At 69.2% G+C, this 12,870-nt stretch carries 11 protein-coding genes; 5 read left to right on the top strand and 6 right to left on the bottom strand.

All coding sequences use genetic code 11. From position 1 onward, the window contains the following. The first annotated feature begins 381 nt into the window (after nt 1-381). The 3 genes from msrA (at nt 382) to AB0B86_RS08525 (ending at nt 2,214) form a co-directional block, all read left to right on the top strand. Nucleotides 382-888, top strand: a complete 507-nt coding sequence (gene msrA, locus AB0B86_RS08535) for a peptide-methionine (S)-S-oxide reductase MsrA (RefSeq protein WP_357409288.1) — start codon at nt 382-384, stop codon at nt 886-888. A gap of 163 nt (nt 889-1,051) precedes the next feature. Continuing rightward, nucleotides 1,052-1,480, top strand: a complete 429-nt coding sequence (locus tag AB0B86_RS08530) for a carboxymuconolactone decarboxylase family protein (RefSeq protein ID WP_357409291.1) — start codon at nt 1,052-1,054, stop codon at nt 1,478-1,480. A gap of 371 nt (nt 1,481-1,851) precedes the next feature. Then, complete coding sequence (locus AB0B86_RS08525) at nt 1,852-2,214, top strand: hypothetical protein (protein ID WP_357409293.1); 363 nt, start codon at nt 1,852-1,854, stop codon at nt 2,212-2,214. A gap of 158 nt (nt 2,215-2,372) precedes the next feature. On the opposite strand, the gene AB0B86_RS08520 is transcribed toward AB0B86_RS08525, so the two are convergent. The 3 genes from AB0B86_RS08520 to AB0B86_RS08510 all read right to left on the bottom strand — a co-directional run bounded on the left by AB0B86_RS08520 (nt 2,373) and on the right by AB0B86_RS08510 (nt 6,708). Continuing rightward, on the bottom strand, nt 2,373-3,374 hold the full coding sequence (locus AB0B86_RS08520; protein WP_357409295.1) for an ankyrin repeat domain-containing protein: 1,002 nt from the start codon (nt 3,372-3,374) through the stop codon (nt 2,373-2,375). Nucleotides 3,375-3,762: 388 nt separating this feature from the next. Continuing rightward, entirely contained in the window at nt 3,763-6,039 is a 2,277-nt protein-coding gene (locus tag AB0B86_RS08515) for a glycoside hydrolase family 44 protein (RefSeq protein WP_357416952.1), read from the bottom strand. A gap of 369 nt (nt 6,040-6,408) precedes the next feature. Then, complete coding sequence (locus tag AB0B86_RS08510; RefSeq protein WP_357409299.1) at nt 6,409-6,708, bottom strand: putative quinol monooxygenase; 300 nt, start codon at nt 6,706-6,708, stop codon at nt 6,409-6,411. A gap of 195 nt (nt 6,709-6,903) precedes the next feature. Here AB0B86_RS08510 and AB0B86_RS08505 point away from each other — a divergent pair, with 195 nt between their 5' ends. Continuing rightward, nucleotides 6,904-8,199, top strand: a complete 1,296-nt coding sequence (locus AB0B86_RS08505; RefSeq protein WP_357416949.1) for a low temperature requirement protein A — start codon at nt 6,904-6,906, stop codon at nt 8,197-8,199. 51 nt (nt 8,200-8,250) lie between these two features. On the opposite strand, the gene AB0B86_RS08500 is transcribed toward AB0B86_RS08505, so the two are convergent. Further along, nucleotides 8,251-8,769 carry a helix-turn-helix domain-containing protein gene (locus tag AB0B86_RS08500; protein ID WP_357409303.1) on the bottom strand — a complete coding sequence of 173 codons (519 nt, stop codon included), beginning with the start codon at nt 8,767-8,769 and terminating at the stop codon, nt 8,251-8,253. A gap of 83 nt (nt 8,770-8,852) precedes the next feature. Between AB0B86_RS08500 and AB0B86_RS08495 the strand changes: the two genes are divergently transcribed. Further along, nucleotides 8,853-9,257, top strand: coding sequence for a nuclear transport factor 2 family protein (locus AB0B86_RS08495; protein ID WP_357416946.1), 405 nt, complete (start codon nt 8,853-8,855; stop codon nt 9,255-9,257). Between the two features lie 292 nt (nt 9,258-9,549). Here AB0B86_RS08495 and AB0B86_RS08490 read toward each other — a convergent pair whose 3' ends face one another. Continuing rightward, entirely contained in the window at nt 9,550-12,021 is a 2,472-nt protein-coding gene (locus AB0B86_RS08490) for an FtsX-like permease family protein (RefSeq protein ID WP_357416944.1), read from the bottom strand. Continuing rightward, nucleotides 12,018-12,779, bottom strand: a complete 762-nt coding sequence (locus AB0B86_RS08485; protein ID WP_357417227.1) for an ABC transporter ATP-binding protein — start codon at nt 12,777-12,779, stop codon at nt 12,018-12,020. The genes AB0B86_RS08490 and AB0B86_RS08485 overlap by 4 nt, the downstream gene beginning before the upstream one ends. Between the last annotated feature and the right edge of the window lie 91 nt (nt 12,780-12,870).

Genomic DNA, 12,870 nt, shown 5'->3' with positions numbered 1-12,870 from the left:
CTCCTCACCGAAGCGCCACGCCCCGAACCTAGTCGCGATGGAACTGGTCGGTCAAGTCCAAGTCTTGGGCCGAGTCGGTGCTACTGTGGTGGTGGTCTTCCCCAGTAAAAGCCCATTTTGTCACCATCGAACCGGCTGCTCGCCGCCAGCTTACCTGGACTAAATGGTCCACCAAAGGCGGCGGCTGGGTCGGGAGTGGCGTTGTCGAGAGCGAGGATTCCGGCCACGGGATGGTCCGCACCCGGGCCCGCTCTCGGCACGAGGGTCACGGCGTTGCGGTTCATACACCTCGACGACCTGGCGAGCGCAGGGTACGGCGAAATACGCACGTTTTTCACGAGTGACAGCGACACTGACAGCGACGACAAGTAAGGAGACGACGTGACCACCGAGAAGGTGATTCTCGCCGGCGGCTGCTTCTGGGGCATGGAGGAGCTCTTCCGCCACCAGCCCGGCATCGTGTCCACGCGCGTCGGCTACAGCGGCGGCGACGTCCCGAACGCCACCTACCGCAACCACGGCACCCACGCGGAGTCCATTGAGGTTGTCTACGACACCGAGAAGACCGACTTCCGTACGCTGCTCGAGTTCTTCTTCCAGATCCACGACCCCTCGACGAAGAACCGCCAGGGCAACGACATCGGCATCAGCTACCGCTCGGCCATCTTCTACAACAGCGACGAGCAGAAGCGGGTCGCCGAGGACACGATCGCCGACGTCGACGCCTCGGGCCTGTGGCCCGGCAAGGTCGTTACCGAGGTCACCCCTGCCGGCGACTTCTGGGAAGCCGAGCCCGAGCACCAGAACTATCTGCAGACCTACCCCGACGGCTACACCTGCCACTTCCCCCGCCCCGGGTGGAAGCTCCCGAAGCGGTCGGCGGCCTGACACTCCCGGCGCGCGGATCCCGGGTCCGCGCGCCGGCGTTCCGCCAGGTGCGCCGGCAAGGACGTCCCTACCGCTGGTGCTGTCGATGTCGCCTACGGGAGGTCATCTCTTGGGTACCAGGATCCAGAACGTCCGACTCGACGCCACGTCCAACGAACAACTCATGGCGCTGGCGAACGCCGGTGCCGCAGCCTTCGGCCATACCGCCGCACTCCAGGTGGAACGGACCTTGGCCCAGCTTCTGCGACTACGCGTCGCGCAGATCAACAACTGCAGCTACTGCCTTCTGGTGCACCACGCCGCCGCCAGTACCGCCGACATCCCGCCGTCCAAGGTCGAGACCCTCACCGCGTGGTGGGAAACGCATCTGTTCTCCGAGGAGGAGCGAGCCGCGCTGGCCTACGCCGAGGTGTTGACCCGAGCCGCCGACGCCACAGTCAACAACCGCCTCCAGGAAGCCCACGACAGGATGACCACGCACTTCACGGAGGGCGAGATACTGGAGATCGTGGGGATTGTGATCAACATGAACATCTGGACGAGACTCAAGCTCGCCGAGGGTGCCATGCCCACAACGGCGCCCGCCGCATGAATTGAAACGCCGCCCTGTCGTCGCGGCAGGTTGGCACCCGTCCTGCCGACATCTCGACCCGCACTGGTGGCCCGATGATCTGTGGAGCCCAGGATCCGCACCGGCGCCGAGCTTTCGTGACGGCCGAGCAGTCGGTGCGCGTCCTTGCCCTGCAGTCTCACCTGCGTCGCATTATCTCGTACAGCGCCGTGCCCCCACCTCGGTCACATTGATCAGGCCCCACCCTGCGTGGCTGAGGTGATCGGCCACGGCGAGTGCCTGGCTGATGCTGGCCCCGCCGGCCGCATAGGCGGCCGCTGCACGGTGCCGGTGAGGCTGGAGACGTCTCGTAATTCCGGGTGAGATTCGCAGCCGGATGCGACTCTGGGGGCATGACGGGTCCAGCCCAGGATGACACCGAGGTGGCATACATGCGGGAGGTCACCGCGTTGACCAGGAGCCTCCTCGACGCCGAGGATCCTTACGAGGTGGCGCTGGACATCCACGGGGTTTCTGCGCATGCGTCGTTGGAGGTGGAGTCAGCCGGCTTCGTGTGGCTCATCTGGGGCGATCTGACCGACCGGGTGGAGCTCAACCCTGACGAGCATGAGCAGGCCGCAGCCGAGATGGTCCGGGCGGCACGGGAGTGGCTGTCGCTGGACCTTGCCGATCGTGAGGCGGTGGCCAGGTATCTGGACTACTGGGTGCACGACGTGTGCGGCTACGCCAGGCGGACCGGCACGGGGGCCGACTGATTTGCGAGAACTCTGCTGAGCGGTACCTCGTTATCCGTGCGTCTGTCTGGTAGGGACGCCCGGCAGGATGCCAGGGGTGCAGGCGTTCACGCGACGACCCTCAGGACGTAGATCGACAAACCGCTGTGGACCGTGGTGCCTCGTCGTTCCAGACGTCGTCACACCGTCTTGCTCGCCCAGTAATCCCGTTCGGGCAGGAGAACCCACTGGTCGGCGGGGCCGGTGATGCATCGGGCGTCGGCCGGGCGCAGGCCTACGAACGCGCACGCGTATTGGAGGGCCTGCAGAGGGTAGAGGTAGCTGAGCAGGACCATCTGGCTGGTGTCTCCGCTCCACGCGGCACCGCCAGGGTGCAGGTCCCAGCCGATCATCTCCCCATCGCGGTGGATGCTGCCCTGGTTACCGCTCTTCGGGTTCGCGTAAAGGCCGTAGGCGACGGTGCCGACGGACAGCAGCCGACCGACCAGGGGTGTCTGCGGCTGGTATCCCCACGGTTGGGTGATCACACAGCCGCCAGGCACGTCGGTGATACCGACGAGCAGCAGATCGTTCGTCTCCGAAAGCCATTCCCAGTCGTGCTCGTCGTCCGGCTCGGGCTCCTCTTCGACATCGACGCCGTAGTGGGCGAGCAACTCGTCCTCGGTCATCGGGGTGCCGTCGAGCCGGCGGATCGCCTCGGTCACGTCGACTCCCGCGACGCAGAGGAGCCCGGTCCCGTCGTAGTAGTTGACCTGCAAACGTTCGCCAAGCTCACCGGCCAACGCGACGGCTTCCCGCTCGGCCGGGCTCAGCTCGACACCGGCAGGGGCGGTGCCGAACAGGTCGGGTTCGGGCCCCGCGAGGTTCAGCCGACCGGGTGACCAACCGGCCATCATCGGTCGCCACGGGTCCGCACCAGCGGCAGCCAGAACCTTGGCGTTGTCGTGCCGCCGCGAGTGAACCGCAAGCCACAGTGGGGACCGGCCGTCGTACAGGACATCGATATCGGATGCTGCGGCGGCCATCGCCGCCACAACCGCGGGTGACGAGTGCTCCGCCGCGACGTGCAGTGCCGAGTCGTGCCCGAGCGGCATGCAGGGGTCGGCTCCCGCCGCCAATCGCGCCAGCACCTCATCCTCGCCGCGACCACCCCACAGCCGCACCCCATCCCAGTCCGCCATGACCCGCCCTCCCCGTCGTCTGTCAACGCGCGCGACGCTAGATGGCGCATACGACACCCTGCAAGAGAGTGCCGACAGCCTCGCAGAGCCAAAGCAGATGGAGCTGCACAGCGCCCTTTCCGCGCAGGCACCCCTGAGGATTGTCCCGGTGGCGCTGAAACGCCCCCGCCGGCCGAGGTACGCCTGGTGACGGTTCCTGGCCGAGCAGGACCTGACCACTCCCGGCGGGCAGGAGGACGGATGAGCGTGTAGTTGCCGAGCGGGCGGGTGCTGGTGCGGTCGAGGCAAATTCTTCTGTGCCCTCGGAGAGGGCCGGGGTGCGGAAGCGCAACCCCGGGCCCTCTCCGGTCTGCTCCGCCCGTCTGGCGCGGAGGAGGGGTCTCTCAGGTCACCCGCAGCGTTGACCGTTGAGGGTGAAGGCGGCTGGTGCCGGATTATTGCCGCTCCACGTGCCGTTGAAGCCGATGCTCGTGGACGCGCCGGGGGCGAGGTTGCCGTTCCAACCCATGCTGTCCGCGGTGACGCTCGTTCCGGTCTGTTTCCAGGTGGCCGACCAGCCCTGGCCGACCTTCTGGCCGCTGGTGGGGAAGTCGAAGGCGAGTTTCCACCCGTCGATCGCGGTGGCACCGGTGTTCTTGATCGTCACGCTGGCGGTGAAGCCGCCCGGCCAACTGGTCGCCGTGTAGCCGACAGTGCAGCCGGCGGTCGGGGCGGTGGGCGCGGTCCGCACGGTCAGGCCGGGCGAGGCCGCCGAGACGTTGCCCGCCGCGTCGCGGGCGGTTACCACGAAGGTGTACGGGGTGTCCGGGGTCAGCCCGGTCACTGTGTACGTGGTGCCGGTGGCGCTGCCCACCTTCACCGTTCCGGTGGTGTCGACCCGGTGCACGTCGTAGCCGGTGACGGCGGTGTCGTCGGTGGACGGCGTCCAGGCCAGCGTGACGCTGTCGCCGGTGATCGTGCCGGCGGTCGGCTTGCCCGGGGCGGTCGGCGCCTGGGTGTCGCCGGGCGTGGTGCCGCGCGGCAGCACCAGGTGGGTGATCGAGTTGGCCGGGAAGGTGGCCGTGAGGCCGCTGGCGGTCACCGGCTGGTCGGCCTCCCGGACGACGCCCGCAAGGTCGGCCCCGCTGTAGCGGTAGACCTGGGCGGTGCTGGCGGAGGCGCCGGTGAGGGCGATCGGGCTGGTCAGGTCGTCGCCGGTCTTGTTGACGACGACCACTGTGAGCGCCTTGTCGGCCCTTCGCTCGGCGGCGTACACGGCCAGTTTGCCCTGGTCGGCGCTTGTCGCCTGGACGGAGGTCTCGCCGAACGCCCCGCCCTTGCCGTCGTAGTTGCGGTAGACGCGGAAGGCGTTGGCCACCGGCTGGTCGGCGGTGGGCGCGGTCCAGAGGGTGGCCAGGTCGAGCCCCTCGCGGCCGAAGATGCCGAGCACGTCCGCCTGGGCGAGCGCGCCGTTGAGCGACCCGTAGCCGCCCCAGTTGTACTCGGTCATCGCGATCTTCGTGCCCGGGTAGTGCTTGTCCACCAGCTCGCGCAGCCGCGGAATGTACCGGACCGGCTGGTTGATCCAGCTCTCGTCCACGTAGGTCGGATCCCAGAGCTGGCGGGTCGAGCGCAGTCGCAGCGCCTGGGTGTTGGCGTCGCCAGCCGCGTCGCCCAACACGCCGGACTGCTGCGGGTAGAGGTGGACGTCGAAGTAGTCGAGGATGCGGGTGCCGTGCTGCTGCTCGTACTCGCGCATCCGGTCCAGGTACCACGGGCCGAGATCCTGGCCGCCGTGCGCGGCCTTGTCCGGTGGGTTGGACCAACAGCCGGTGCGTGAGCAGGTGTCCTGGTCGAGGCCCGAATAGAAGATCGAGTTTAGGCCCCAGCCGACCGGCCCGAGCGTCTTCGCACCGGGGTCGGCGGCCTTGATCGCGGCGGCGTACTCGTAGGTGCGGTCGCGTAGCTCGTCGTAGCCCAGCCCGGCCGGGCGGACGTCGCGGTGCGTGGAGTGCCACAGGTCCGGCTCGTTGTCCAGGTTGTAGAACTGGACCCCGCCGTCGGCGGCGGCGCCGAACTGCCCCTTGAGGTGGTTGACGAAGTCCGTGACGTACTCCGGACCGACGGCGATGCTGGTGTCCTTCGGATCGTTGCCGGTGACCGGTGACCCGTCGGGCTTCTTGCCGTTGCCGCAGTCCGGTGCCCACTGGTCGGTGGACTCCTGCGGGCCGTACTTGGCGACGCTGAAGCCACACGCCCGCGACCGGTCCTTGGCGATCCAGCCGAGCATCGGCACCGTCATGACCGTGGCGGCGCCGGTGGCCTTGTTCCGCTGCACGAACCGGTCGGTCTCCGAGCCGTTCGGGAGATCGGCCGGAGCCGGGTTGTCGTTGGGGATGTTCTCGAAATACCAGTCGGCCGCGCGGTTGGTGGTGTCGGCACGGAAGTTGTAGCGGGTGGTGGCGTTGCCGCCGTAGCGGTGCACCGGCAGCCGCAGATCACGGGCGAGGGCCTCGTCGGCGAAGTTCATGCCGTAGATGTACGGGCTGATCTGGTGCCGGGCGGCCGTGGTGTCGACGGTCAGCGCCGGGCCGGCCACGGCCAGGGCGGGCTCCGGCAGGGCCAGACCGCCGAGGGCCGTGGCGAGCACGACCGGGAGTAGAGCGGTGGTGGGACGCACGAGCATTCCTTCCGGATAGGAGGCTCGTCGATGGGAGCGCTTCCAAAGGATTGCGCTTTCCGGACTTCCCGTCAACGCCCGAAGGCCACTTGTGGATCAATCCGAGCCGAGCGATCTGCCGCAGGGGGCGGCTCGTTGCGCAATGGTTCAGCGACCACGTTGCCGGCCACGACGGTCCTGGCCTCGGCCGGGTGGTCACGAGCGCGGGTGCCCCCGGCGAGCACAATGGCCTCGGCGCGCAGCCCGACACGCCAGTGGAGCCAGACCCGGATGACGTGCCGTCGGGGCGCCACCTGGCGCGATGGGTATGGTCGAGCCCGCCACTGCGGCAGCAGGCGGCTCCCCAGATTCGCAGCCGTCGGGCTGGCAGCTCGCTTACACGCCCAGACCTCCCAAGACCGTCACTTCCTGGCTGGTGAACTCACCCGTCAGCATCGGCATGGCCTTGGCGATCGCCGCCTTGGTCTCGGGGAGCTGCAACGAGGCGTCGTGCCTTTCCTTGCTCTGCCACACCTCACTCACCCAGATCGTCACGTCGTCGGTGTCCGAGACGCTCACCACATACAGATCGCATCCGACCTCGCGTAAGGCATCGGTGCCGCTCAGCAGGATGTCCACGACGTCATCCCGGTGGCCGGGCTTGGCTTTCATCGATCCGATGTAGCCGTAGGACACAGCGACTCCTTCAGGCGGCGGCGAGCCGATCGCATACGTCCGACGAGCGACTCGCAAGGGGGCGATTTCTGCCGAGTCGAGCATACTGATCTATCGCTGGCGCGGGCGGCGAGCGCGGGCGGGACGAGCAGCTTTGCCGGTCGGACGCCGAGGTCAAAGACGAAAGCGTTTTCCCACGTGGGAACCTCCGAGTAATTGGGGGAGCATCTGATCCGCGAGCGGCGTGGGTACGTGGTACGACTGCTCCAGCAACAAGCCGACGAAGCGGACGGGCTGGTGATGACCAATAGCGTGACCAGTCTGCTGCGTAAACGTGAGAGTCCCCAGCGGCCGACCTTTCTGGAACTCTTCTTCGACCTCGTGTTCGTCTTCGCGCTCACCCGGATCGTGCACGAGTTGGTGCTGGACTACACCAGGGATCACGTTGCGGAGAGGCTGACCACGTCCCTTGCGGAGAACGGTGAGACTCTGCTGTTGTTCCTGGCGGTCTGGTGGATCTGGACCCAGACGGCATGGGTGACGAGCAAATTCGATCCGTTTCAGCCGGCAATCCAGTTCGTGGTCCTCGCGACGATGTACGGGAGCCTGCTCCTGGCGGTCGCGATTTCGGGCGCTCTGGCCGATACCGGCCTGCTCTTCGCGAGCACCTACGTCGCGATCCAGGTGGGCCGCACCCTCTTCTTCGCGCTCATCGTGCGAGGTCACAACCTCCGCCGGGTCAACATGCTGGCGCTCGTCTGGTTCGGCGCGTCGGCCGTGCCGTGGCTCGCCGGAGCTTTCGCACCGGAGGTGACGCGCAACTCACTGTGGACGCTGGCTCTGGCCATCGACTACCTGGGAGCCAGGCTCGGCTGGCCGGTCCCGGGAATTGGTCGCTCACGGGTGTCCCCGTGGTCCGGCGCGGGCGAGCACCTGGCCGAACGCTACTGGCAGCTCGTCATCGTCGCGCTCGGTGAGACGATCCTGACGTCCGGATCGAGCCTTCTGCGCGGCCCGATCGTGCCGGAACGGACAATGGCCCTCACCGTGTCGTTCCTCATCACTGTGTTGCTGTGGCGGATCTACTTCTATCGAGCCGGCCAGATCCTGGGCGAGGCGATCGCGGTGTCCGCCGACCCCGGCCGCGTCGGCCGGCTCGCCGAGTTCGCACACCTGCTCATGGTGGCCGGCATCCTCGCTGCCTCCGCCGGCTCCGAACTCACTCTGATAGATCCCACCGGAGACGCCAGACCCGCCTGGGTCGGGGCCATCCTCGGTGGGCCCGCGCTCTTCCTCGCCGGGCGCTCGCTGTTCGAGTACGCGGCTTTCGCCCGGGTGTCCCGTCCACGGCCGATCGGGATCCTCGTCCTCGCGGCCATGGCACCGGTGATGGTCGGCCACCCGCCACTCGTTGTCGCTCTGGCTGCTGTCGTCGTCCTGCTCGGCATCGCCGTCTCGGACACGATCCGCGCTCACGGACGCCCCCTGGAGCAGGCCTCGCCGCCACGCTGACCTGTGCCCGGGGCCGTCCACCGCCAACGCGCCGCACAGGGAGGCCGGCGGTCAGTCGCGTTGCAGGCCGGCGAAGATCACCGCGAGCGTACGGGCCTGCAGCTGCTCATCCCATCCCCCGTGCAAGGCCCCTTGGCAGACGCTGGCAAGGAGCGCCATCACTTCGGGTAGCCCTACCGGGGCGGCGACGGCTCCGGTGGCTCGGGCCTGTTCCAGTAGCCGACCCACCGCCTCCTCCAGATGGCCGACCGCCTCGGGCAGCCGGATGGTCACCCCGGATCCGGCAAGCAGGTCGACGACTGTCTTCTTCGCCGCGGCCTGCGCCACCATGTGGGCGAAGAAGGCGAACAGGTCGCGCTGCCCGGCCTCCTCGACGAGTTGTCCCAGCAGTCGCTTCATGATCGCAGCGAGCAGGTCGTCCTTCGTGGGGAAGTGGCGGAAGACCGTGCCGATGGCGACGCCGGCTCTGCGGGCCACCTCCTCGGTGGAGCCTCGGGAGCCGAACTCGGCGAAGACGGCCTCGGCGGCGTCCAGGATGCGTGCTCGGTTGCGCTGCGCGTCAGCGCGCAACGGCGGACCCTCTACCAAAATGAGTCTCCACTCACTATTGTCGACCCAAGTCGAGTGCTGACTCATTATCGGGGGAGACGACTGTGACACCAAGAGCGATCTTCGAGAGCATGCGCACGCAGTGGCTCGCGAACCAGCCCACCTACGAGGCCGACCTGCTCGCCGACGACGTGGTCATCGAGACACCGTTCGCCGCGCCGGGTCGCCCTACCCGTACCGAGGGGAAGCAGCGGGTGCTGGAGTACACGCGGGGGAGTCGAGCAATGTTCCCGGTCCGATTCGACGACTGCCGCAACGTGGTAGTGCACGAGACCACCGACCCCGAGGTGATCGTGGTCGAGTACGAACTCGTCGGCACTCACACCGAGACCGGGGTGACCGCCGCGGCGCCGTTCATCGGGGTGCTGCGAACGCGGGACGGCAAACTGGCCCACTGGCGCGAATACCAGCACACTCTCGCCATCGCCCAAGCCGTCGGCCAGGCATAGGCCCGGATCCGATCAGGCTGTAGAGGGCGACCCTGAGACACCAGCACGGGACCGATGACCGACGCCGCACCCGCATGACGTGCACTCGATGATCCGACCTGTGTTCCTGGACGTCGCTGAAACCGCCGCAGTCCTGCTGTGCGAACCGGTGGTCGCCGCACTTTGACGGGCAGATGGAGGTCAGCGCGACCGCAACGGACAGTCGGGCACCGTGTGGCGCTACGACCACCCGTCGGTGCCCGGCTCGACCCGACCGAGCGCCGACGGGGGACCGTACGACCCTTCTGAACACCTACTCCTTCACACCGATGTCGTCGATCGGAGGGGCGCTGAGCAGCCGACGGACGGGCCACACGGTGGTTGCCAACGCCAGCAGTGTCGTGCCGCCGAGCACCGCCACCCACCCGAGCGGCGGGACGTACGGGATCGGGCTGCCGGTCAGTCCGTTGACGATCGCGCTCAGGGTCAGCGCCGCGATCGTCGTGCCGATCAGCACCGCGGTGCCGAGCAGCCCCGCCTGTTCGGCCTGGACCATCGCGCGGATCTGACGGCGGGTCACCCCGACCAGTTGAAGCAACGCCAACTCGCGGCGGCGGGCCAGTGCGGCCATCACCATCGTGGTGGCCGCCGCCAGCGCCGCGTACCCCACCATCACGCCGATCAGCAGCCGGTTCAGCCAGGCCCCGAGGGCCAGATCGGTGCTGATCAGACGCGTACGGGTGGCGGCGTCGAGAACCTCGGCGCCCGGTCGTCCGGCCGACCACGCGGCCAACGCGGCGTCGGCCTCCGGGCCGGCGCGGACCAGGACCTCGTCGACGGTGTTCCCGGCCGTGTGCCCGGCGACCGTCTCGGCAGCCAGTGTGACGTCGCCGAAGCCGAGGCCACGGCCGTAGACGGCGACGACGTCCAACGTGACAGGCGTGCCGTCGCCCAGCCAGAGTTCCGCCTTGTCGCCGACGTCCCAGCCGGACGAGGACGCCTGCGTCGCGGACACGGCGACAGTTCCCGCGCGCAGGTCGGCCAGGGTGCCCTCGCGCACGTCGAGGTCCATCGTCGACGTGCTGCCCGCCGGGTCGACCGACTGCGCACCGACCGGCTCGATGCCGCCGAGCGCGCGCACCACCACCTGCGTACGGCGCACACCGGTGGCCGCCCGCACCCCGGCCAGATCGCGGATCTCCCGTGCCGCGTCGGCCGGAAGCCCACCCGGAGCGACGAGCACCCGGTCGGCGAGGGTTCCGGCGCTGCTCTGCGTGGTGGTCTGCCGTTCCAGGTTGGTCTGCAGGAACCAGACCGAGCCGCCGAAGCCCACTGACAGCACGAGGGCGGTCAGGACCGTCGCCATGCCCTGCGCGTTGGCCCGCAGGTTGGCCGCGGCCAGGTAGCCGCTGACCCGCCACACCCGCGGCAGCAACGGTGTGAGCAGGCGTGCCGCGTACGCGTTGATCCTCGGTGCGAGCAGCGCCACCGCGATGACGAACAGGTACAGCATGCCGACGGCACCGGCCAGCGCCCCGGTCGACCCGGCGGCGCCGAGCGTGAACGCCCCGGAGGTGCCGGCCGCCGCCAGCGTCAGCACACCAGCGATCAGCCGCACCCGGCCGCTGCGCCGAGGTTCGACGGCGATCTCGCCGAGCGCCTCGATCGGCTTGATCCCGGTGACCCGGCGCGAGGCCACCAACGCGGCGAGCACCGCCACCAGGACCGCCGTACCGACAGCTGCCGGCACCGCGAACAGGCCGCCGGCCAGCGGGAAGCCGGCCGGAACGAATCCCCGCTCGATCAGTTCGCCGTGCACCCAGCGTGCCGCCAGCAGGCCGGCCGGGCCGCCGATCGCGGAGCCGACCAGGGCGAGCAGCGCGGCCTCGGCGATCAGCATGCGGCGTACCTGCCCCGGCGTGGCCGCGACAGCGCGCAGCAACGCCAGGTCACGTCGACGGTGCCGGACGGACAGCCCGATCGTGCCGGCCACCACGAAGACGATCAGCAGCACGACGTACCCCCCGAAAGCCGATCCGGCCTCGACCAGCAACGTCCGGGCGGCCTGGTTCTCCGACTGCTCGACGGTCCCACGGTCCTTCCCGACGTACGCGGTGGCGCCGGCCGCCGACGCGATCTCGCGTACCGCGTCGAGGTCGGCACCGGGCGTCATCCGCACGCCGATCGCATCCACGCGGCCCGGGTGGGCGGACAACCGGGCGGCCTGCGCGTCGGTGAAGAACACCGCCGCCGAGCCGGTATCGGCGGTTCCGCTCACCCGGTACGACCGCCCGACGCCGCCGACGACCAGGTCGATGCGGTCGCCGGGTGCCACGCCGAGCCGGGTGTCGACCAGCACCTGGTCGTCGGCGCGCGGCGCGGCGCCCGCGGCGATGGGACGACCGGTGAAGGTGTACGTGTCCCAGCCGTGTCCCACGGCGGCGGGTGAACCGATCACCAGCCCGTCGTCGCCGGTGACGGCCGTGACGCCTGGCACCTGGCGGATCCGGTCCACCAGCGCCGCGTCCACAGTGCCGCCCTCGGGCAGCGCGACGGTGCTCGTGGTGGTGTCGCCGTCGAACTCCCGGAACGTGTGGCTGAGCGTGCGGTCGGCCACGACCACGTCGGCCGCCGCCCAGAGCCGTGGCTCCGCGCGGAAACGCAGCCCGGATTCGACGAGGGTGCCCATCGCCACCAGGATCAGCACGCCGACGACCAGTGCCAGCAGGGTCGCGGTGGCGGGGCCGGAACGGTGCCGCAGCAGGCGGGCGGCGAGCGCGGTCATCGGAGGACCCGCCGATCCAGCGACGCCAGGTGCTCGGCGATACGGGCGGCGCCGAGCTGCGGAAGGTCGGCGACGATCGCGCCGTCGGCCAATACGAGCACCCGGTCCGCGTACGACGCGGCGATCGGGTCGTGGGTCACCATCACCACTGTCAGCCCGTGTTCGTCCACCACCGCGCGCAGCAGCGTCAGCACCTCCGTAGCGCTGCGGGAGTCGAGGGCGCCGGTGGGCTCGTCCGAGAAGATCACCTCGGGGCGGGTGGCCAGCGCCCGGGCGATCGCCACCCGCTGCTGCTGGCCGCCGGAAAGCGCGGCCGGCCGGTGGCGCAGGCGGTCGGTGAGGCCGACCCGCTCGACCACCCGGGTCAGCCAGGCCCGGTCCGGACGGACGCCGGCCAGGCGCAGGGGGAGCACGATGTTCTCCTCGACGGTGAGCGCGCCGATCAGGTTGAACGCCTGAAAGACGAACCCGATCCGGGTGCGGCGCAGCTCGGTCAGGCGGGTCTCGGACAGCCCGGACAGGTCGGTGCCTCCGATCACCACCCGACCGGATGTGGGCCGGTCGAGCCCGGCCGCGGTCTGCAGCAGCGTGCTCTTGCCGGAACCCGAGGGCCCCATCACCGCGGTGAAGGTGCCCCGGTCGAAGCCGACATCGATGCCCGCGAGCGCGGTCACCCGATCGGGGCCGGTGTCGTACACGCGGGTGAGGCGTTCGACGCGTACCGCCGGTTCGGTCGTCTGTCCCGGATAGTCCGGCATTCTGGTGGCCTCTCTCCGTGTCATCGGCAGGAAATGCGCGCACCAGAAACGCTATTGACGTGGGAGAACGGCGACCATCCCGCGGGCTGCC

The sequence above is a fragment of the Micromonospora sp. NPDC049047 genome, from assembly GCF_040649135.1.
Classification (GTDB): Bacteria; Actinomycetota; Actinomycetes; order Mycobacteriales; family Micromonosporaceae; genus Micromonospora.
Note: the sequence above shows the minus strand (reverse complement) of the source record. Positions and strands in the feature narration are given on the sequence as shown.

What these genes read in the sequence shown, in the direction of transcription:
- AB0B86_RS08530 (WP_357409291.1), top strand. Translation starts at nt 1,052, where the DNA reads ATGGCGCTGGCGAACGCCGGTGCCGCAGCCTTCGGCCATACCGCCGCA.
- AB0B86_RS08525 (WP_357409293.1), top strand. Translation starts at nt 1,852, where the DNA reads ATGACGGGTCCAGCCCAGGATGACACCGAGGTGGCATACATGCGGGAG.
- AB0B86_RS08520 (WP_357409295.1), bottom strand. Translation starts at nt 3,374, where the DNA reads ATGGCGGACTGGGATGGGGTGCGGCTGTGGGGTGGTCGCGGCGAGGAT.
- AB0B86_RS08515 (WP_357416952.1), bottom strand. Translation starts at nt 6,039, where the DNA reads ATGCTCGTGCGTCCCACCACCGCTCTACTCCCGGTCGTGCTCGCCACG.
- AB0B86_RS08490 (WP_357416944.1), bottom strand. Translation starts at nt 12,021, where the DNA reads ATGACCGCGCTCGCCGCCCGCCTGCTGCGGCACCGTTCCGGCCCCGCC.
- AB0B86_RS08485 (WP_357417227.1), bottom strand. Translation starts at nt 12,779, where the DNA reads ATGCCGGACTATCCGGGACAGACGACCGAACCGGCGGTACGCGTCGAA.